The following is a 19,217-nucleotide window of genomic DNA, read 5'->3' on the forward strand; positions in this document are numbered from 1 at the left end:
TTTTCTTTTGGAGGCGGCCTGAGAGGCAAGGGTGACAAAGGAAATTCCGGAAGGGCGGCAAGGCAATGTTCCGGAACATTACTTGAGAGGTAATGCTGTCTGCCGTTTTAACGGGGAGAGCAGGCTTCCTCCATATGCCTTACGGAAATTTTTTGGTAAAGGGTATGGGTTTGTCCGGGAGCGAGGGAAATGGAACGGGGCTCCGCGTTTCCCGTTTCAATGCACAGGAATTTATTCCAGGACTCCGCACCCAGGTCCGCCATGTTTTTGGCGCCCTGTTGTCCAGGATTCCAGACGATGACGGAAGAGGCATGGTTCCGCTCCACCGTGATGGCGCGGTTCAGCATGAGGTCTTCCAGCATTGTTTTTCCCGAACAGGAGGGGAAGTTGTAAACGCGGTCCAAGCACCCCAGCGGCGTCAGCGGGCGTTCTCCGTGCTTCATGGGCTGGGCGGCTTCTTCCCGGAACGGGATGTCCTCCAGCCCATGAACGCGGCATTTGGTCAGGTTGCCGACGGCAAAGTAGTTATGGAATGCTTCCGTGAGCTTGCAGGGCTGCGTGCGCGCCGTGGTTTCCAGCCTCATGGCCAGCGTGCGGCCCAGGGTAAGGCGCAGGATGGCGGCGGGATAGGATTCATCTTCCGGATAGAAAGCCAGGGAGAGCAGGACGTTGCCGCACTTGTCCATTTCCTGGTGGTGGAGGCGCCATTCCGAGGTGCGCGCTATGCCGTGGGACGGTGCTCCTTCCCGGGGGCCGAACCAGGGCCAGCAGACGGGGATGCCTCCGCGGATGGCTTTGCCGGGGACAAAGGCTGCGTTAGGAGAAAGAAAAAGGCATTCCTCATGCCCTGCCGGCTTCCATGAGGTGAGGTGCGCTCCCTGAAGGCACAGGGATGCCGTGCAGAGCGGTGTTGTTACGTCCAGGAAAGAAAGCCCCTGGTTTGTTGTGCGCCGGACGGTCATGGCTGAAGGCGTTCAATTGTCCAGGAGCCGTTTTCCTGAAGTTTGTACATGAAACGGTCATGCACGCGGCCGGGGCCGCCCTGCCAGAATTCAAAGGTATCCGGGATAATTCGGTAGCCGCCCCAGAAGGAGGGAAGGGGTATTTCTCCTTTGGAGAATTTGTTTTTCAGTTCCATCAACTTCATTTCCAACAGTTTTCTTCCGGAAATGACGGAGCTTTGGTGTGAAACCCAAGCTCCAAGCTGGGATTCCTTGGGGCGGGTGAGGAAATATTTCAGGGATTCCGCGCGGGAGACTTTGACGGCTTTTCCGTAAATGATGATCTGGCGTTCCAGCATTACCCACGGAAGCATCATGCAGACCTGCGGATTTTCTTCAATATCGCGGGCCTTGTGGCTGCCGTAGTTGGTGAAGAAAACAAAGCCCGTCCGGTCAAAATATTTGAGCAGCACGGTGCGCAGGGAGGGCCTGCCCTGGGCGTCCGCCGTGGCCAGGGAAAAAGCGTTGGGTTCCGGAATATCCGCTTTCAGGGCCTGTTCAAACCAGGTTTGGAATTGTTCAAAGGGATTTTCCGCCAGGTCCTTTCTGTGCAGCTGGCCTTTGAGGTATTCTTCTCTGAAATTGGACAAGTCCATGGCGTGTTGAACGATGAGTGGTTATTCTACGCTGAAATCCAGCCCCAGGTCCAGGGAGGGGGCCGAGTGGGTCACGTAGCCTACGGAGACGAAGTCCACGCCGGATTCCGCAATGGCGGCTACCGTGTCCAGGTGAACGCCTCCGCTGGCTTCCAGCAGGGGGGTGGTGCATCCTCCGCGCATGGCGACGGCTTGTTTCAGCATTTCCGGCGTCATGTTGTCCAGAAGGATATGGTCCACGCCTTCCAGTTTAAGGAAGTTGCCCACCTGTTCCAGGGTGTCCGCTTCCAGCTGGATTTCCACGCCGGGCTTTTCCTGACGCAGCCTGTTGATGCATTCCTGAAGGTGTTCCGTATTTCCATCCGTCATCAGGTGGTTGTCTTTCACCATGGCGCGGTCATAAAGGCCCATGCGGTGGTTGGTGCCTCCGCCATGGAGCACGGCCGCTTTTTCCAGCAGACGGTAGCCGGGAGTGGTTTTGCGGGTATCCAGAATGCGGGCGCTGGTGTGGGAAATGGCTTTCACATATTGTCTGGTGAGCGTAGCTACTCCGGAAAGACGCTGGATGAAGTTGAGGGCGGTGCGTTCCGCCCCAAGAATGGAGCGGGCGGACCCTTCAATAAGCATCACCACGGCGCCGGGCGCCACGGCTTCCCCGTCATGCAGGTAAACTTCCACCTTCAGGGTGGGATCCACCTTGCGGAAAACTTCCGCCGCGACATTGACGCCGGAAAGAACGCCTTTTTTCCGGGGGGTCAAAATAGCTCTGGCGGTCAGATGTTCCGGGACGAAGTATGTGGAAGTCACGTCGCCGGAGCCGAAGTCTTCGGCCAGCGCCAGATTGATCAGGGTTTCCACGTTGTCGGATACGGTTTCTGCGGGCATGAAAGAAAAAGCGGCTTAATATTCGCGGTTAAGAAGATAGTTGGCCAGTTCCACCAGGCGGGCGCGGCGTTCTTCCGGGAAGATCATCAGGGCATCCAGAGCCGCCTGAGTGCGGCATTTGGCTTCGGAACGGGCGCCGTCCAGGCCAATCAGGGCCGGACAGGTGGATTTCTGGGAATTGACGTCCTTGCCGGCGGTCTTGCCGAGTTTTTCCGTGGAAGCCGTCAGGTCCAGAATGTCGTCAATCACCTGGAAAGCCAGCCCCAGGTTGTAACCGAAGTCCGTCAGAGCTTCCAGCTGGGACTCTGTGGCGTTTGCGGACATGCCGCCGAAGCGAAGGGCCGTGGTTAGCAGGGCGGCCGTCTTCCCTTCGTACACGGTGCGGACTTCCGGTTCGGAGAGCTGCTTGTGTTCTCCCTCCAAATCCAGAATCTGGCCTCCGATGAGCATGGTGCTGCCGCCGGTGGCTGCCAGCTCCCTCACGTAATCCCTGACGGTATAGCGTTCCGTATCGTCCACCTGGGCGATTACGGCAAAAGCCTCCGTCAGCAGCGCGTCTCCCGCCAGGATGGCGACGCCTTCTCCGAAAGCCTTGTGGCTGGTGGGTTTCCCACGGCGCAGATCGTCGTTGTCCATGGCTGGCAGGTCGTCATGGATGAGGGAATACGTATGCATCATTTCCACGGCGCAGGCGGGAACCAGGGCGTCCACTGCCAGTCCTCCGCAGGCCTCCGCCGCCGCCAGGCAAAGGACGGGGCGCATTCTTTTCCCACCCGCAAATATGCTGTAGCGCATGGCTTTGTGGATGGTTTCGGGGCTTTCGTCCTCTGCTGGCAGCAGTCTGTCCAGCGCTGCGTCAATCAGGGCGCATTGTTCTGTGATGTAGTCGTTCAGTGATTGTTCACACATGGCGTTATGGAATAGGTGCGGGGTGTGGAGGAAACAGGTCAGCGGTTGACCAGCAATTCCGCGATTTGTACGGCGTTGAGTGCGGCCCCTTTTCGGACCTGATCGCCCACGACCCAGAGAGTCAGGGCATTGTCAATCGCCATGTCCATGCGCATGCGCCCTACGTAGCAGGTATCTCCGTTGGTGCTGTCCAGCGGGGTGGGCCACACGCCCTCCGCTGGGTTGTCCATCAGGGCGACTCCGGGTTTGCCTTCATAGGCGCTGCGGGCAGTTTCCAAGTCCACAGGTTTTTCAAACTGGGCGGTAACGGAGATGGAATGGGAACGGTAAACGGGCACGCGCACGCAGGTGCATGTTACCTTGAGTTCGGGCAGGGAAAGAATTTTACGGCCTTCATTAAGCATCTTAAGCTCTTCCTTGGTATAGCCGTTTTCCGTAAAGGAATCGATCTGGGGAAGAAGATTGAAGGCTATCTGGTGGGGATAAACATTTTTCACTACGGGGTGGCCGTCCACTACGGCGCGCACCTGGGTTTCCAGTTCCGCAATGCCGTGCTGGCCGCTGCCGGAAACCGCCTGATAACTGGAGGCGATGACGGTTTTCAACCCGAAACGCTGATGCAGAGGGAAGAGGGCCATCAGCGTAATGATGGTGGTGCAGTTCGGGTTGGCGATAATATTGCGGGGGTGGTTGAAGGCCGCTTCCGGATTGATTTCCGGCACCACCAGGGGCACGTCCGGCTCCTGCCGGAAGGCAGAGGAATTGTCAATGACCACACAGCCCGCAGCCGCTGCGATAGGAGCGAATTTCAGGGAAATTCCTCCGCCTGCGCTGAACAGGGCGATATCCACCCCATCAAAGGATTTTTCCGTCAATTCTTCTACAGTCAGCATTTTCCCACGGAAAGCGACCTGTTTTCCGGCGGACCGGGCGGAGGCCAGAAGCTTCAGGGAACCTACGGGAAAATTGCGTGTTTCCAGGCAGGACAGGATTTCAACGCCCACCGCTCCGGTGGCGCCGACGATGGCAACATGGGGTGCTTGGTTCATGATTGTTGTCAGAAAATGACGGATATTTTCCGTTCGCCCCCATTATACGGCAGCCCGGTCATATGGCAATACGATTGCAAGCCTTCAGGCTTAAAAATGAAAAACTGTCCGAGATTTTACACCCCGGACAGTTGTTGAAAAACGGGAAAGATCGCGTTTTTTATTTCAGCGCTTGCGGCGCAGCATCAGCAGGGACAGGCCCAAAAGGCTCAGGGACGCCGTAGCCGGTTCCGGAACGACATCCTCAGCAGTGGCTGACATGGAAAAAAGCAGGTTGGAGTTCGTGTTTCCGCCGCCATTGCGGGTGGACATCACAATGTAAGCCGTGTCGCTGGTAAGGGGAGTACCGCTCAAGTCCACGGACAGGGTCATGCCTGTTTGAATCAGGGAAGAGGCCTGACCGGTCAACTGGCTGATCTGCCAGCCTTCTGCCGTCTGATAAACGATATTGAGCGTCGTGAAGTTTGCTCCGGATTGCAGCCCGGCGCAGTCCACGGAAAGAGTCAATCCGGTATAACTGGCGTAATCACTGGTAAGCGTTACCGCTGTTCCTACGATAGAGCCGCCGTAAGCATTTCTGTTGATGAAAGACACGGATACATCAGTATCCCCGGATGCGGTGACGCTGCCGTAAATACCGGAGCCGGAATTGCCGTTTGCAGTGGTGCCTTGCCAGCCGGTGGTGCCTTGCAACCATGTGACGACTTTTTGTGCAGTGATGACACTTCCGCTGTTGACGTCTCCGAATCCAGACAATTTAAGGTTTGCAGGCAGAGATGTCCCTTCGGCTGCCTCCCCATTTAGGTCGATTGCTACGGTGGCGGCCATCCCTGCGCCGCAACACAAAGCCATAAGACCGGAAAGAAATAATGTGTTCTTCATGGTTGTTCGTTGCTCTTTTTTATTGCTGTAATTTGCCGGGCTGTCTTGAACCCGCTCATGATGAATAAAGCGGATTTTCAATCCGGAAGTCAAGCGTAAATTCTGATAACCAAGAATTTGTGCCGAACTTTATTGCATCATTGAAAACCTTTTTATGCATACGGAAAGCCTGCCGAAATATCCACCCATGCAGAAACCGCCGCCAGCTTTTGAGACTGCTCAAGATAAGTCTGAAAACCGGAGAACTCTTTTCCCTGAAAGCTGGTACATCTGCCGCGAATGTCCGTTTCAACAGCCGCAGGAAACAGTCCCGCACCCTGCAGAAAGAGAAACTCATGCACTGTTTTCAGGGCATATCGGATTGAAAATCCGGCATATCCTCACTTTCCATGAAAGGCAACAAAACAGGCTCCCGATTTTAGGGAGCCTGTCTTTAAAGGAAAGAGCGGTGCAAGCCTGCTATTTAACCCATTTTCCCGCGCCTTCCGGCAGCCTGCCGTCAGAGACGGGGCCGTAGCGGGTGGATTCCGTGTTGCCCCAGAGGGGGACGCCTACGATGCGTTTCCACCAGCGGGACATGCTGGCTCCCGTATAGCAGCCGAAGCTCCAGCAGTCGGACTGCGGCGTGAAAATATCCCGCCGTATCCTGTTCAGGTCCGTCTCATGGATCCATTCCGTGGAAACGGCCATGATATTGTTGCCGTAGTCCAGCATCCACGCATAGCAGTTGGAATGACCGAAGTAGTAAAAGGATTCCACCTTGTCGCCGTGGAAGCGCGGGGAGGAATTCAGCGCCCGGATGGCCTGGTCGGCGCTGTTTACCCAGACGAGCCTGATTTTATACTTGGAAGCCAGGTCCGCAATCCAGCGGGTGTAAGGTTTGCCGTCTTCCTTCCCCCGGGTTGCGTAACCGGGGCGGTAAACAATCCAGGTGATTCTGGCGGCAGGATCTTGCTGCTGGATCTGGGCGATGCGGATGGTGGAGGCCCTTACAAAGTTGGCCCACCAGTTGTCATGCCTGTCAGGCTGTATTCTCAGCCCTTCCCATTGCCTGAGTGCGGGGCCGCCGCACATGACGACGTGAACGGCCCGGGACAGTCCCGTGCCGCCCAGCAACAGGGCCAGAGCGAGAAAAAGGCGTGAAAGCATGCCCGCACCCTACCTTTGCTCCCCGTATCTGTCAATCCGGCGGAGCGTTTTTTGCGGGAACAGACGCGCGTGAAAAGACAAGGGAGGGTTTTCATGTCCCCTCAGCAATTCACCACGTTGACGGCCAAGCCGCCCTGGGCGGTCTCCTTGTATTTGGATTGCATGTCCCTTCCGGTGTCCAGCATGGTGCGGATGACCTTGTCCAGCGGGACAAAATGAGCGCCCGTGCCGCCCAGGGCCATGCGGGCGGCGTTGATGGCCTTGATGGCGGCGATGGCGTTGCGCTCAATGCAGGGTATCTGGACGAGGCCCGCAATAGGATCGCAGGTGAGGCCCAGATTGTGCTCCATGCCTATTTCCGCGGCGTTTTCCACCTGGTGGGGTGTTCCCCCCAGGTACTCCGCAAGAGCGGCGGCGGCCATGGAGCAGGCTACTCCCACTTCTCCCTGGCAGCCTACGTCCGCGCCGGAAATGGAGGCGTTTTTCTTGTACAGGATGGCGATTCCCCCGGCGGTGAGCAGGAAGCGATGCACGGCATCCGGATACGGGGAAACGCAGAATTTGGTGGCGTAGTTAAGAACGGCCGGAACGATTCCCGCCGCTCCATTGGTCGGAGCGGTGACGATGCGGCCGCCGGCCGCGTTTTCCTCACTTACGGCAATGGCGTACAGATTGATCCAGTCCATAATGGAGAGAGGGTCTTTCAAGGCCGATTCTCCGTGCACCAGAAGATTCTTGCGCAAAGTTTTGGCCCGGCGCGGAACCTGCAGAACGCCCGGCAGGTTGCCGCGCGCGCTCATGCCGTTGGAGATGGACTGCTTCATCGTCGCCCAGATCAGGTCCAGTTTTTCACGGACTTCCCGTTCCGGGAGCATGGCGCATTCGTTTGCCATGACAATGGAGGAAAGAGGGCATCCACGCTCATCAGCCATGTGCAGCAGTTCCTCCGCGGATTCATAAGGAAAAGGGAAGGTTTCCCGATCCCTTTCTTCCGGATGCAGAAGTTCCTGTTCGGAAGAGACGAACCCGCCCCCCGTGGAATAAAATACCGCGTCTTCCACCGGGTCTCCGTCCTGGTTGACGGCAGTAAACTGCATCCCGTTCGGATGCAGGCGCAGGGGCTGGTAGTGGGAAAGATCCAGGTCGCGGGAAGGAGAGAAGCGGACGTTTTTTTCTTCCGTGACGGACAACGTTTCCTGCTGGTGCAGGCGGGCGATTTTTCCGGGAATGCTGCGCGGCTCCACCGTATGGGGTTCTTCCCCCAGAAGCCCCAGCATGATGGCTGTGTCTGTGCCGTGCCCATGTCCGGTGGCGGCCAGGGAGCCGTAGCATTCGCAGCGGATGCCTGAGATTTCCGCCAAGCGCGGGGAGTGGCGCATCTGTTCAAGAAAGCGGTGCGCCGCCCGCATGGGCCCTACGGTATGGGATGATGAAGGACCTATGCCGATGCTGAAAAGCTCAAAAATGCTGTAATGGTGCATGTCCGTTTTCCTGTAGCGGGGAAGGGCCGGAAATCCCGCTGGGAATTCCGGCCCGTTCCGAAAGATGGGTTTACAGCCCCAGCAGGTAGCGTTCCGCTTCAATCGCGGCGCTGCAGCCCATTCCGGCGGAAGAAATGGCCTGGCGGTAGTGAGGATCCGCCACATCTCCGGCGGCGAACAATCCCGGCGTCCTGGTCGCCATCATCCCTGTTTCCCGGATAATGTAGCCGGCATCGTCCCGGTCCACCAGATCCCCCAGGAAAGAAGTGTTCGGCGTGTGCCCGATCGCCATAAAGACGCATTTGACGGGAAGTTCCGTTTCATCCCCTTCTACTACGTCCTTCAGCATGACGGCTTCCAGTTCTCCCTTGTCGTCCGTCTTATAGCTTACGATGGTGGAATTCCACATGGGGAAAATCTTTTCATTGGACAGCGTTCGTTCCGCCATGATTTTGGAAGCGCGGAGCGTGTCGCGGCGGTGGATCAGGTACACCCGGGAAGCGAAGCGCGTCAGGAACATGGCTTCTTCACAGGCGCTGTCTCCTCCGCCTACCACGCACACAGGCACGTCCCGGTAAAAAGCTCCGTCACAGGTGGCGCAGGCGGTGAGTCCGTGGCCAACCAGCCCTTCCTCTCCCGGTATTCCCAGATAGCGGGCGGATGCTCCCGTAGCCACAATGATACTCCGGGTTTCGTAATTCTGGCCGCTGGTCTTCACGGTGAACAGCCCGGTGGCTTCATCCCTGACGACGCTCTTGACGTCCTCATATGCAAACCGGGTGCCGAACTTTTCCGCCTGCTGCTGCATCAGGAACATCAGGTCCGGCCCCATCACGCCGTCCGGAAAGCCGGGGAAGTTTTCCACTTCCGTCGTGGTGGTCAGTTGTCCGCCGATTTGGGAACCCGTGATCAGAAGCGGAGAGAGATTGGCGCGGGCGGTGTAAATGGCCGCCGTGTAACCAGCGCAGCCGGCACCGATGATAATGACTTGTTCGCTCATAATAGTATATATGTCCGTTGCCATGGTAAAGGGCCCGTGCCCGTTTTGCGAGTAGATTTTGCGCTATGCGGAGACAATGCAGCGGCCTGCAATCCGGCGGTTGCGGGACGGGTTCCGGCAGTGGCGGAAAAGAGCTGCCTGCATGTATCCCTGGCGACGGTCTGCAATATTCTGGCCCTGTCTGCGGGAAGATTGCTCAGCCGCGTCCCTTTCAAGGACAAGCGGCCCGGCAGGCCCAGCGGAGACTTTCCGAATAACGTGAAGTAGATTACGCATGCCGTCAGGTAGCTCCCTTCCTCCGTCGGGTGCCGGCCGTCAGTCTGGTACAGCTGGATGTCAGTATGGCGTTTGAGGCAATTCTCCCAGGCAATGCCCACGGGGGCGAGCGCTGCTTTTTCCCTCCGGGCAAGTTTCAAATACGTTTCAAGAAGATCCTTTTGCTCCTGCGGGTCCGGAGTTCCGGAAGCTCCTCTTTTCCCCCACGTCAGCATCAGGATGGGCGTTCCTTTGGCGGCTCGTATCAGAGAGCACCATTTTTCTCCGAACTCCATGGTTCGTTCCGGAGCCCGGATAGGTGTGGCGCTTTGGTCCTGGAGAATAACGAAGTCCCATGCCGTTCCCTCCATGTTGCTGCGGGCACGCCTGTCATTCCAATGGGACTGGAGGGATGCTGCCGGAGCCGCGTGCATGTGCACGTCCGGCCGCAATCCTTTGGTGTCTGCCATGGCTTTAACCATGGCGGGCATGCGGTTGAAAAACGTATAGCTGTTTCCCAGAAAGAGAATACGGCTGCCGGGGCGTGCAGGAACACAGCGCGGCCAGGAGGGGGATGCGGGCGGCTCTTCCCGGGCCTGGAGAGGGCGGGGGAAAACTGCCCAGGAAAAAATCAGCAGCAGGAATATCTTGGCGGGCGGCATCATGGCTTTAGACGGGTTCCCATGTTTCCGGAATAAAATTTCAAATGGAATTCATGACGTGAGCAGGCTCTTTCTATACATCAGGTAAAAGTAAATTCATAGAGATAAAAGAGAACATGGAATGCCTTTGTTTCGGCATCCCTTGTACGGGTGCCGGGGCTGCCGTCAGTCCCGGCAGGCAGACGGGGATTTCCTTGTCTCCGTATCGCCGCGCGAAGGTATTTTTCTTCCTTCTCCTTGATTGGGAAGCACTGCATCAATTTAAGCCTGAACGACTGGTTGTATGACTGGGGAAGACTTTCCGGGGGACTTGCCGAAAGGAGACGGGTGTGGTTGGATATGGTTCATGAAGTCTGAGCCGCTGACCAAGCGCCGTGTGGCGGGTGTGGATGATCCGCTGTTCCTGGATTCTCTGGATATTTACCGGACAAGCTTTCCGGTGCATGAACAGCGGCGGATACAGGATTTCCCGTTGGCGTTTCAAGACCCCGGTTTTTGTTATGAAGTATTTTTAAATGGGGAAGGCCGGGTGGTTGCGATGCTGGTGACGTGGCGTCGGGAAAAATTCGTGTATCTGGAGTATTTTGCCGTGGATGCCTCCCTGCGCGGCCAGGGTGCCGGGCAAAGGATTCTGGAAGAATTGAGGGATGCGTTTCCGCACAAGGTTATTTTGGAAATTGATCCTCCGGAGGACGGGATCTCACGTCGGCGGCTGGGGTTTTATCAGAGGCACGGCTTTGTCCCCAATCCGCAGTTTGATTATATCCATCCTCCTTATACGGATGAGGGTGAACCTTTCCCGCTCCTGCTGATGACGCATGGAGATTTGCTGGATGAGGAGACATACCGGAGCTTTGTGGATTTCCACCATCGCCACGTAGTGGCGAGGTGAATGAATGGCCGGGGAAAATCCGCGCCATGGGGGGATTTGCCCCTCTTGAAGCAATTTATCCTTGGGGGGGCCGATATGAGCCTGTAGGACATCAGGCTCATGTTGCGGTTTTGCCTGTTTGTGGAACGCCCCTGAGTCTGTATTTTCCGAATCAGAAGAGCCGTTCCGCATTTTGGGGAGACGGCTTTTTGAAAAATGCAGCGGGTTGGGATACACCGGAAGACTCAGCTCCATGCCCGGTCCACGGCTTCCCTCTCTTCCGGGGCAAGATATCTGGAGAGCCGTTCTCCCATGCGCAGCCTGTATTCGGGAATACTCCAGGAATGGAGCGGCTGGACGGCGGAATTGGTGAATTGCCAGGAGGGGACGGGAACGACCACGTCCAGCACTTCTCCGGCTCTGGAGGGCATCCCGGCCAGTACCGCCGCAATGGTGGAGGTAAGCTCCGGATGTTCATCCAGAATATCCAGCAGCCATCCGCAGCCCAGGTCCGTGGGAATGGCCTCCGTTTCGGCCAGCAGGTCCGCGAGGCGCCCGGGAGGGAGATTTTTGGAAATGAAAGACAAATAAGGGGCAAACCGCATGTCTCCCAGGCTCATCAGGGCGTCCAGCGCCGGAGTCATGGACGCCTGTCCGGGACAGGGAGAGGCGCAGATGACATTCGCCAATCCGGCAATTCCGGGAAACCGCTCCTCCGGCTGGGGCGCGGCCAGCGTATAAATAAGGAAAGCGGATTGCCTGCGAATATCCGGCGCCTCATCCGCCATGGCAAAAGGCAGCAGGGCCCTCCATCCGTCCCCTTTGCGCTGCCGGATAAAAGCTGCCAGTTGCAGAGCGCATTTGCGGCGGGCGTCCGGAGCGCAGCGGGATTGGAACATATTGTAAATGGTGACGCCTTCTTCTTCTCTTCCCGTTTCATTGCAGGTGACCAGCCCGTAGGCAATCATGGCCAGAGGCCATTGATCCGAACCGATTTCCTCCCTGCGGGAGGGATCCGTGACGAGGGCGGCAAGCCGCTTGATTTCCGACAAAGAGCTGGTTTGATCCTGAAAAAGGCCCATGCCCGCATGATAGCCGGAGGCGGAAACCTGCCAAGGAAAAACCGTGGACTGCTTACAGGAACCCGGAGTTTTCCGGTGAACGCTGTTGAGGCATGTTGTTGAGTGTGACCGGCGTTTTATCCTTTATTTATTGGCATTCCGGCTCACGTCCGGACAGGAGTTCCGTATTTTTTGATGAAATTTTTTCCTGTGTTCTTCCCCGCTTTTCCCCTGGTAGAGGTAGGCGGTTTTGGAGTTGTATCCTGCCGTTCGGTCGATGAGGTCGAGAACCTCGCCGTCTCCGTATCCCGCCTTCCTGATGTATTTGACGACTTCCCCGGCCTGGTCGGGGAAGTACTTCACCAGCATTGGGATGAATCTTTTCTCCATGATTTTAGAGACATAGCTATGATACATGCTGTTTCTTGACGAAAATGTGACCAGATTGTTCCATCGGTGAGTCCATTCGTAATCTTTAACGTCAGAGCCGATGACATTCCCGTCCGGATTGGCAGGATGGAAACGTATTATTGCATCTTTCAGCGCTGTCTCTTTTTTTCCGAAATCAGGGAGGTGCAGAGATTTCAGCCTTTTAATGATGGCGGCGGCGTAAGCGGCATGGAGATGTTTCAGCCGTTGTTCGTGGATGCCCAGGTTGCGCGACATCTGTTTCGTATCCACGATGGAGAGCGCGGAAATGACTCCTGATTTGGCGGCAATGTCGTTGTCCCGCTCATCTTTATAAGGCCATGGCTGAACGCTGTCGTAATCCGGAGCTTCATACATGGGGGCTCCGCTGATCAGATAAAGGCTCCAGAGCATGTCGCAGGCCCCTTCCCGCGTCATCGTTCCATGGCGCCGCATGGCGTTCAGTTCTGACAGAGCCGTTTTGGCGTGGTGATAAAATGCTTTCAGATTATTTTGTTCCAGCAGGCTTTTCAGGAGCGGAGCATGCCCTTCTGTACTTCTCCGGATATGGATGGAATCGGGCGGCATGAGTTCATGATCGAATGAATGTCCCTCTGCGGAGGAAAGGCTCCATCCGAGGCAGATGAAGATGATTATATGGAGAACGTGGTTCACCGTCTTGTCCGGGTTGTTTTTCCTGGTTGGGAGGAGGCAGATGGCGCAATGAATGAACGTTCGGCGTCACTCTCCGCTCTGTTTCCGCTGAAGCTTTTTCCTGTGTTCCTCTCCGCTTTTCCCCTGGTAGAGGTAGGCGGTTTTGGAGTTGTATCCTGCCGTTCGGTCGATGAGGTCGAGAACCTCGCCGTCTCCGTATCCCGCCTTCCTGATGTATTTGACGACTTCTCCGGCCTGGTCGGGGAAGTACTTCACCAGCATGGGGATAAATCTTTTCTCCATGATTTTAGAGACATAGCTATGGTACATGCTGTTTCTCATGGAAAAATAATTTAAATTGCCTATGCGAAGAAGGTTGCTATAGTCACTCGGGTGCGTTCCGATGACATTCCCGTCCGGATTGGCAGGATGGGAACGTATTATTTCATCTTTCAGCGCTGTCTCTTTTTTCCCGAAATCAGGGAGGTGCAGAGATTTCAGCCTTTTAATGATGGCGGCGGCGTAAGCGGCATGGAGATGTTTCAGCCGTTGTTCGTGGATGCCCAGGTTGTGCGACATCTGTTTCGTATCCATGATGGAGAGCGCGGAAATGACTCTTGATTTGGCGGCAATGTCGTTGTTCCGCTCGTCTTTATAAGGCCATGGCTGAACGCTGTCGTAATCCGGAGCTTCATACATGGGGGCTCCGCTGATCAGATAAAGGCTCCAGAGCATGTCGCAGGCCTCTTCCCGCGTCATCGTTCCATGGCGCCGCATGGCGTTCAGTTCTGACAGAACTGTGTTTGAATATCCATAGAATTGTTTAAAATTTCCTGATTTAAAAAATTCTTTTAATTTTTTTGATTTTTCTCCCATTTGTCCGCGAATATGGATGGAATCAGGAGCCGGGAGTTGGCGATCAAATCCGGTCTCTTCCCCAAGGGAAGTTGAACAGCCAAGATGTATGGCGGCAATCGCATAAATAAAATATTTCATCATTTTTTTAGGTTCATTTATTTTGACTGGTTGATAAATACGTGCTTGTTATTTTTTTCTGTGGATCTGCTGACGGAACAATTGAATTTGGAAACCGTCGTCGTAGCTATTTCGTTGACGACGTCAATCCAGTCGTAAAAAAAATGCTGTTCAACAGTCTGAATGGTTTTTACATCTTTCCCGTCGACATTGATGTTCCAGTCGCAAAGCCATTTATAAGTTTGCGGCAAGTCGTAAAATCTTAATTCCGAAATGAGTTTTTTGCTTCCAATATTGTCAGATAGCCTGTTTTTGTTGTCAAGGGGTACTGGTGCAGGATTGGGATCATGAGGGGCTGCCAGGCTGCCTTCAGCCGGGGAGGGAACGCAGCCCTTATCCCGTTCAATAATATGGACATTTCGAAAATTCACGCTTGTAGGGAGGAACGTTAATTCCAGGACAGCTGATGCCCCTGCCATTTCTTGATCACCATCCTTTGGCAGATCAAAATAAATGACTCCTCTTTTATTAAAATCCGGATGATTTCTGTCATATGATTTCCGTAAATGTTTTGCGCTGATCCCTTCGGGAACAATGGCTGATAACGTGATTTTCGCTTCTCTTCCTTCTTCCGTGACTGCTTTAACAGTAATGTCGCCTCCTTGGGAGAGGTCATTTCTAATAACCAATGTTTGAATGACAGAGTTGTCTTCCTCTTGAAAAGAAGCCAGATTTTCTCCTTCTTCGATTGTCCATTCGATCTGGGATGGATCCCCAATGAGCTGGGGCTTGTCTGAAACCAGGGTTAATATTACTGTTTCACCTATGCCCAATTTCTTTCTTTTTTGATCGTTCTCTTTCTCTTTTTCAGGTACGGAGCCTTTTTCTTCTTCTTGAATATAAATTTGGGCAGAGTACTCTGCCGCCTGCGATTCGATGCGCAATACCTCATTTGCCAGTAAAGGCGCTGTGAAGCAGAGGCCCAGCAGCATCATGGCGAGAGGGCATTTTGCCGGCATTCCCGGGGATAAGACGTATTTTTGGAAGAATGGGGCGGATGCCCGGATGATGGCGTTCGCGTTCATGTTAAAATTCTCTGTGCTGGTTACCGGTTCTGCCGCAGGGGCGAGACTTTATTGCCGCTGATTTTGTTGATCAATATTTCCCCTTGATGCTTTAATTTTTTGTCATTCCATATTTCCAGCAGACGGCGGTAGGTTGCCACATAGTATGTGCGGGTCTGTTCTCTTTTTTCCAATGCCGTGATGGCGCCTTCCATCATGCCGGCGGAGTATCTTTTCATTTTAGGCGTCCATGAGGCATTGTTCCCTTTCCTGGCCCAGACGGAAAGATGCTTCCCGATGAATCCCTCCCTGTATTTGATTATCTTGCCGATTTCAGGGCAATCCGCCACGAGTTTGTTCCAGCACAGCCTCGTGAAGAGTTCCTCTGCCGCGGGAGAGCAGTCGGAGTCCAGGAAACAGGCGTACAGTTCATAGGGATTGACTTTGCTTTCCCGGATTTTGAGTATGTTTACCGCTGCATGATGGAGGAGGTTGTGTTCATGGGGCATGGCCTGCGCCAGTTCTTTAAGCAGGGTGAGTTTTTGCCGGTCATTGATTCCTTTGGCCTTCATGCTCAGGTAACGACGCCATGCCGGATAATTAAATGGGTTCATCTTGCAGGCTTCTTTCAGCAACAATTCCCGTTGGACGGGACGCGGAGAGCAGTCAGATAAAACCGTCATCAGGAAGGATTCTTCCGCCAGACCGTGATGAATGAAGGCATTGTAAGCCGGGATGAGCTGGACGGGGCCGTTCCAGGGTATCTGGCTTTTTCCCGTTGACCAGTTCCATCCGCTGATATTGTTGCCGATTTTCCAGTGTCCGCCGGGGTGTTTCCAGATAAAGGCGCAGTGTCCCGGCTGCCCGATGGCCCACGCGGGGACGCCTTTGGCTCTCAGAAAGCCTGCCGCTCCTTTGGAGACGGCGCCGCACACGCCTCCGTATTCCGTATAAAGCTTTAATGTGACCGGTTTGTGGTCGTAAAAAGCGGCTCCGGCATGAACGCTGACTCCCTGAAGGTTTTTCCTGCGATAGGGGATGAAACCCATGAATTTATTTCCAGCCTGTTCGGGAGGGATCTGTTTTTTCTCTATGAACTGCTGGGCCCAGGACAGGTCTTCCAGGCTCTCTCTGCCACGGAAAACGATGGCCCATTCCCACGGCTGCATCGTGTCCGCCTGGGGATGACATGCGGATTGGAAGTAGGATTCCCGGTAAAAATTGAATTTGGACAGGCATTCTTCAGGAGGGATGACATTTGAGGCAAGCCCTGCCCCCAGAGCCATGCTGGTTTCAACGGGGCGGAGCGTTTTATTGTTCGCGTTCCAGATGCGGTAAAATATGGATAGGGTTTGTTTGCCGGCTGCCCCGGATAGGGCAAGCATTCTGAAGACTTCCGGGTGGGTGGAGAGCCATTTCCTGAATGCCCCGTCCTTGAGTTCATGCTGCGTGAACGGTTCTCCGTTTTCCGCGGTGCTGAAAAATTGGTACAGGTGGCATAACAGGGCGACTTGCGGGGCGTGTGCCATGGCCCGGATTTTATCCGTGTCGAGGTTTGCGGTTCCCAGTTTCCTGCACAGAATATCCCGGGCTTTTCCGGAGATGAACGAGGAACGTTCGGCTGAAAGTAGTGTCTGGATATCCGGTTCCTGCGCTGACGCCTGGATAACGGGAAAGGCTGCCAGGGGGAGCGCTCCTAAAAGGAGAATACGGAAGATATTATTCATGGGAGGTGGGCGGAATTGTATCCATACCTAATATAATCCATCATATGGCAAAAAGATGATGAACTGTCAACGGAAATATTTTTGTTTTCTGGGAAAATGATTGAACGAAGAATCAATGGAAATAGAAACCCAGTGAATGAAGAGGCGCCGCGAAACCATGTCCGCCCGTTGAATGGAGGCGTCAAGGGCGGATCAGGTTTTCCATATTGCTTTGGACCAGGTCAACCAGGTTGTTGACGGTCATGCCCAGTTCCTGCGCCGCGCGTCGGTAAAGTTCCGGAAGGGTTTCCGGATGCCCGTCCGATTCCAACGCCAGCCGATGGAGCGGTATGGAGGCAAGGAGTCCCGGACGTTCCATTTCCCGCAGCCCTACGGAAAGAAGCCAGTTTCCCGAAGGAAGTTCCGTGCCGGGATGCAGTGCCCCCGTCCAGCCGTGCAGGACAATGTTCAAACGGGGATATTTTGTCAGCATTTCCGCCAGCGTGCCCCATGCGCGGCAGCAGTGCAGGGAAGCGGGGCGGTCCAGACGCGCGGCCAGTTCCAGATGCCGTTCCAGCGCTTCCTTCTGGAGAGGCAGCCCCGGGATGCCGCGCCGACATTTGTCCAGCCCCGTTTCCCCAACGCCCGCATGGGGGATTTTTTGCAGAAGGGATTCCAGCCTGGGCATTTCCTCTTTCCATTCAGCCGGGTTCAGGAACCAGGGATGAATGCCGAAAAAGGGCGTAACGTGTTCATCCCGTTCCGCCAGAAGGGCCACCTGTTTCCAGTCCGCCGGGGAGGTGCCGCAGATGAACTGCGGCGCCGTGCCGGAAGCGGCTGTAGAGGAATGGGTGTGGGCGTCCGGCAGATTCATCGTTGCTTAATGGGACAGAGATGGCGCGTCCGACGGTTCAATGATATCAAAACTCTGTTTCGCCAGGCGCACGGCGGCGGCGCCCGTTTCCATTTCATCATGGATGACGTTGGCGATGCCCGCGTGATGCAGGGAAGCCACTTCCGAACGGAATTTGGCGCGGGCAATCACCGTGATGTCCGCATTGGCTCCCTTGATCTGCATGTAGGTGGACAGGGCCGGGGCAGGGTCCGGGAATGTGAAGGCAATCAGCCGCGCGGTACGGACGCCCGCCAGGTCCATGGTGATTTGGTGCTGGATGTCTCCCAGAAAGGCCAGATGGCCGCCGTTGAGCAGGGATTTGACGGTGTCCGCATTCAGGTCGATAATGATGCAGGGGATGCCGTACTGGGACAGGCTTTCATGAAGCCTCCTGCCTACGGGGCCGTAGCCGCAAATGATGGCATGGTTCCTGATGCCTTCCATGCGTGTGATCAGGGTTTCCACGTTGAGGCGTTCCCGTTTTGTTTTCAACCCGGGAATGCGCACCAGCAGCGGGGTAAGTTTCCGTGCCGCCTTCATCAGCAGCGGAGTCATGCCCATGGAGACGGCGGCAATGGCGTAAACGTTGGTGGTCACCAGCGCCGGGATGGGGGATATTTCCTGCATGAAAGGGATGAGCACCAGGGAAAATTCCCCCACATTGGTGAGTGCGGTGGAGGCCATGATGCCCATGCGCCCGGGAATTTTCAGGAAGCTTGCGGCTGTAAGGCAGGCTACGAATTTGATCGCGAGGACAAAGGAGGCGAAGGTTGCCACCTGGCCGATGTGTTCCCACAGTCCATCAATGTCAATCAACAGCCCGGCGGAAACGAAGAAGATGGTCAGGAAAAGGTCCTTGAAGGGGAGCACTTCGCTAAGAACCCGGTGGCTGTAATAAGAGCTGCTGACGAAGAGGCCGGCGGTGAAAGCGCCCAGGGCGATGCTCAGGCCCAGCAGACTGGCGAGCATGGCAATTCCCGAACAGATGGCGAACACCATCAGGGTGAAGAGTTCCCGGCTTTTGGTCCGGGCGACGGCCAGCATGATGCGCGGAAGCAGGTAGCGGCCGATCAGCCAGGCGGCTCCCAGAAAGACAAGCCCCCGCAGCACGGCCATGCCGATGTTGAGCGCTGTTTCCCATGAGTCGGGCGCGGCGGTGAAGATCTGCGGCATGATTGCCACCAGCATGATGGCGGCGATGTCCTGGAACAGGGCAATTCCCACCGCCATTTTTGCCCCGGAGGTTCCGCTCAGGCCGAATTCCTGGAAGGATTTCAGCGCCACCGCCGTGGAGGATAGTCCCATAATGGCCCCGACCGTCAGGGAGTGGCTCATGTCCATGCCTGTGGCGTAATGAAGCCCCAGGCCGAAAGCCGCAGTGCAGATGAACATCTGAATACCTCCGCCGACCAGAGCGGTTTTCCGCAGGTGCTTGAGTTCATCGACGGAAAATTCAAGCCCCAGCGTGAACATGAGCAGGATAATTCCTACCTCGGAAAGAGCCTGGATGCTGACGTCGGAATTGGGGATGTGGTCCAGAATGCCGCAGTTGGCCAAAATTACCCCGCAGATGAAGTAGCCCGCCAGCAGGGACTGCCGGAAGTGGGCCAGAATGAGGGCAATCGCGATGATTCCCATGAAGACGACAGTAAGCAGAATGAAGAATGGAGGCGCGTCATTAGGACCTCCGGAGGCCAGCAGAGAGAGAACCATG

At 55.4% G+C, this 19,217-nt stretch carries 19 protein-coding genes; 1 reads left to right on the forward strand and 18 read right to left on the reverse strand.

The window, feature by feature from the left end; genetic code table 11:
* Positions 1–107: 107 nt before the first annotated feature.
* From AMUC_RS06760 to AMUC_RS06810, 11 genes are all read right to left on the reverse strand, one after another.
* Positions 108–962 (reverse strand): D-hexose-6-phosphate mutarotase, encoded by an 855-nt coding sequence (locus tag AMUC_RS06760; RefSeq protein ID WP_012420301.1) that lies wholly within the window; start codon positions 960–962, stop codon positions 108–110.
* Positions 959–1,597 (reverse strand): pyridoxamine 5'-phosphate oxidase, encoded by a 639-nt coding sequence (gene pdxH / locus AMUC_RS06765; protein WP_012420302.1) that lies wholly within the window; start codon positions 1,595–1,597, stop codon positions 959–961. Before pdxH ends, AMUC_RS06760 begins: the two co-directional genes overlap by 4 nt.
* Before the next feature lie 21 nt (positions 1,598–1,618).
* Positions 1,619–2,482 (reverse strand): carboxylating nicotinate-nucleotide diphosphorylase, encoded by an 864-nt coding sequence (nadC, locus tag AMUC_RS06770; protein ID WP_012420303.1) that lies wholly within the window; start codon positions 2,480–2,482, stop codon positions 1,619–1,621.
* Positions 2,483–2,497: 15 nt separating this feature from the next.
* A complete protein-coding gene (locus AMUC_RS06775; protein WP_012420304.1) occupies positions 2,498–3,391 on the reverse strand; it encodes a polyprenyl synthetase family protein in 894 nt (297 codons plus the stop codon).
* Between the two features lie 38 nt (positions 3,392–3,429).
* Positions 3,430–4,440, reverse strand: a complete 1,011-nt coding sequence (locus AMUC_RS06780; protein WP_012420305.1) for an aspartate-semialdehyde dehydrogenase — start codon at positions 4,438–4,440, stop codon at positions 3,430–3,432.
* 165 nt (positions 4,441–4,605) lie between these two features.
* Positions 4,606–5,322, reverse strand: a complete 717-nt coding sequence (locus tag AMUC_RS06785; RefSeq protein ID WP_081429154.1) for a PEP-CTERM sorting domain-containing protein — start codon at positions 5,320–5,322, stop codon at positions 4,606–4,608.
* A gap of 152 nt (positions 5,323–5,474) precedes the next feature.
* Positions 5,475–5,663, reverse strand: a complete 189-nt coding sequence (locus tag AMUC_RS12785) for a hypothetical protein (protein ID WP_042447997.1) — start codon at positions 5,661–5,663, stop codon at positions 5,475–5,477.
* 118 nt (positions 5,664–5,781) lie between these two features.
* Entirely contained in the window at positions 5,782–6,471 is a 690-nt protein-coding gene (locus AMUC_RS06795) for a hypothetical protein (protein WP_012420307.1), read from the reverse strand.
* Positions 6,472–6,572: 101 nt separating this feature from the next.
* Positions 6,573–7,952 (reverse strand): L-serine ammonia-lyase, encoded by a 1,380-nt coding sequence (locus tag AMUC_RS06800; protein ID WP_012420308.1) that lies wholly within the window; start codon positions 7,950–7,952, stop codon positions 6,573–6,575.
* Positions 7,953–8,022: 70 nt separating this feature from the next.
* Positions 8,023–8,952, reverse strand: coding sequence for a thioredoxin-disulfide reductase (trxB, locus tag AMUC_RS06805; protein ID WP_012420309.1), 930 nt, complete (start codon positions 8,950–8,952; stop codon positions 8,023–8,025).
* Positions 8,949–9,872 carry an SGNH/GDSL hydrolase family protein gene (locus AMUC_RS06810; RefSeq protein ID WP_012420310.1) on the reverse strand — a complete coding sequence of 308 codons (924 nt, stop codon included), beginning with the start codon at positions 9,870–9,872 and terminating at the stop codon, positions 8,949–8,951. Before AMUC_RS06810 ends, trxB begins: the two co-directional genes overlap by 4 nt.
* 343 nt (positions 9,873–10,215) lie before the next feature.
* Between AMUC_RS06810 and AMUC_RS06815 the strand changes: the two genes are divergently transcribed.
* Entirely contained in the window at positions 10,216–10,761 is a 546-nt protein-coding gene (locus AMUC_RS06815) for a GNAT family N-acetyltransferase (protein ID WP_012420311.1), read from the forward strand.
* 224 nt (positions 10,762–10,985) lie between these two features.
* On the opposite strand, the gene AMUC_RS06820 is transcribed toward AMUC_RS06815, so the two are convergent.
* From AMUC_RS06820 to AMUC_RS06850, 7 genes are all read right to left on the reverse strand, one after another.
* A complete protein-coding gene (locus tag AMUC_RS06820) occupies positions 10,986–11,822 on the reverse strand; it encodes a hypothetical protein (RefSeq protein WP_012420312.1) in 837 nt (278 codons plus the stop codon).
* Between the two features lie 123 nt (positions 11,823–11,945).
* Positions 11,946–12,797 (reverse strand): hypothetical protein, encoded by an 852-nt coding sequence (locus tag AMUC_RS06825; protein ID WP_012420313.1) that lies wholly within the window; start codon positions 12,795–12,797, stop codon positions 11,946–11,948.
* A gap of 153 nt (positions 12,798–12,950) precedes the next feature.
* Positions 12,951–13,640 carry a hypothetical protein gene (locus AMUC_RS06830; protein ID WP_174254460.1) on the reverse strand — a complete coding sequence of 230 codons (690 nt, stop codon included), beginning with the start codon at positions 13,638–13,640 and terminating at the stop codon, positions 12,951–12,953.
* A gap of 236 nt (positions 13,641–13,876) precedes the next feature.
* On the reverse strand, positions 13,877–14,923 hold the full coding sequence (locus tag AMUC_RS06835; RefSeq protein ID WP_012420315.1) for a hypothetical protein: 1,047 nt from the start codon (positions 14,921–14,923) through the stop codon (positions 13,877–13,879).
* A 20-nt stretch (positions 14,924–14,943) separates the two neighbouring features.
* Positions 14,944–16,629 carry a hypothetical protein gene (locus AMUC_RS06840; protein ID WP_012420316.1) on the reverse strand — a complete coding sequence of 562 codons (1,686 nt, stop codon included), beginning with the start codon at positions 16,627–16,629 and terminating at the stop codon, positions 14,944–14,946.
* A gap of 181 nt (positions 16,630–16,810) precedes the next feature.
* A complete protein-coding gene (locus AMUC_RS06845) occupies positions 16,811–17,482 on the reverse strand; it encodes a TatD family hydrolase (protein WP_012420317.1) in 672 nt (223 codons plus the stop codon).
* 6 nt (positions 17,483–17,488) lie between these two features.
* Positions 17,489–19,216, reverse strand: a complete 1,728-nt coding sequence (locus AMUC_RS06850) for a cation:proton antiporter (protein ID WP_012420318.1) — start codon at positions 19,214–19,216, stop codon at positions 17,489–17,491.
* Position 19,217 lies beyond the last annotated feature (1 nt).

The organism is Akkermansia muciniphila ATCC BAA-835, from assembly GCF_000020225.1.
GTDB classification, from domain to species: Bacteria; Verrucomicrobiota; Verrucomicrobiia; order Verrucomicrobiales; family Akkermansiaceae; genus Akkermansia; species Akkermansia muciniphila.

Coding starts and splice junctions, on each gene's coding strand:
- AMUC_RS06760 (WP_012420301.1), bottom strand. CDS start 962: ATGACCGTCCGGCGCACAACAAACCAGGGGCTTTCTTTCCTGGACGTA.
- pdxH (WP_012420302.1), bottom strand. CDS start 1,597: ATGGACTTGTCCAATTTCAGAGAAGAATACCTCAAAGGCCAGCTGCAC.
- nadC (WP_012420303.1), bottom strand. CDS start 2,482: ATGCCCGCAGAAACCGTATCCGACAACGTGGAAACCCTGATCAATCTG.
- AMUC_RS06775 (WP_012420304.1), bottom strand. CDS start 3,391: ATGTGTGAACAATCACTGAACGACTACATCACAGAACAATGCGCCCTG.
- AMUC_RS06780 (WP_012420305.1), bottom strand. CDS start 4,440: ATGAACCAAGCACCCCATGTTGCCATCGTCGGCGCCACCGGAGCGGTG.
- AMUC_RS06785 (WP_081429154.1), bottom strand. CDS start 5,322: ATGAAGAACACATTATTTCTTTCCGGTCTTATGGCTTTGTGTTGCGGC.
- AMUC_RS06795 (WP_012420307.1), bottom strand. CDS start 6,471: ATGCTTTCACGCCTTTTTCTCGCTCTGGCCCTGTTGCTGGGCGGCACG.
- AMUC_RS06800 (WP_012420308.1), bottom strand. CDS start 7,952: ATGCACCATTACAGCATTTTTGAGCTTTTCAGCATCGGCATAGGTCCT.
- trxB (WP_012420309.1), bottom strand. CDS start 8,952: ATGAGCGAACAAGTCATTATCATCGGTGCCGGCTGCGCTGGTTACACG.
- AMUC_RS06810 (WP_012420310.1), bottom strand. CDS start 9,872: ATGATGCCGCCCGCCAAGATATTCCTGCTGCTGATTTTTTCCTGGGCA.
- AMUC_RS06815 (WP_012420311.1), top strand. CDS start 10,216: ATGAAGTCTGAGCCGCTGACCAAGCGCCGTGTGGCGGGTGTGGATGAT.
- AMUC_RS06820 (WP_012420312.1), bottom strand. CDS start 11,822: ATGGGCCTTTTTCAGGATCAAACCAGCTCTTTGTCGGAAATCAAGCGG.
- AMUC_RS06825 (WP_012420313.1), bottom strand. CDS start 12,797: ATGCCGCCCGATTCCATCCATATCCGGAGAAGTACAGAAGGGCATGCT.
- AMUC_RS06830 (WP_174254460.1), bottom strand. CDS start 13,640: ATGCGGCGCCATGGAACGATGACGCGGGAAGAGGCCTGCGACATGCTC.
- AMUC_RS06835 (WP_012420315.1), bottom strand. CDS start 14,923: ATGAACGCGAACGCCATCATCCGGGCATCCGCCCCATTCTTCCAAAAA.
- AMUC_RS06840 (WP_012420316.1), bottom strand. CDS start 16,629: ATGAATAATATCTTCCGTATTCTCCTTTTAGGAGCGCTCCCCCTGGCA.
- AMUC_RS06845 (WP_012420317.1), bottom strand. CDS start 17,482: ATGAATCTGCCGGACGCCCACACCCATTCCTCTACAGCCGCTTCCGGC.
- AMUC_RS06850 (WP_012420318.1), bottom strand. CDS start 19,216: ATGGTTCTCTCTCTGCTGGCCTCCGGAGGTCCTAATGACGCGCCTCCA.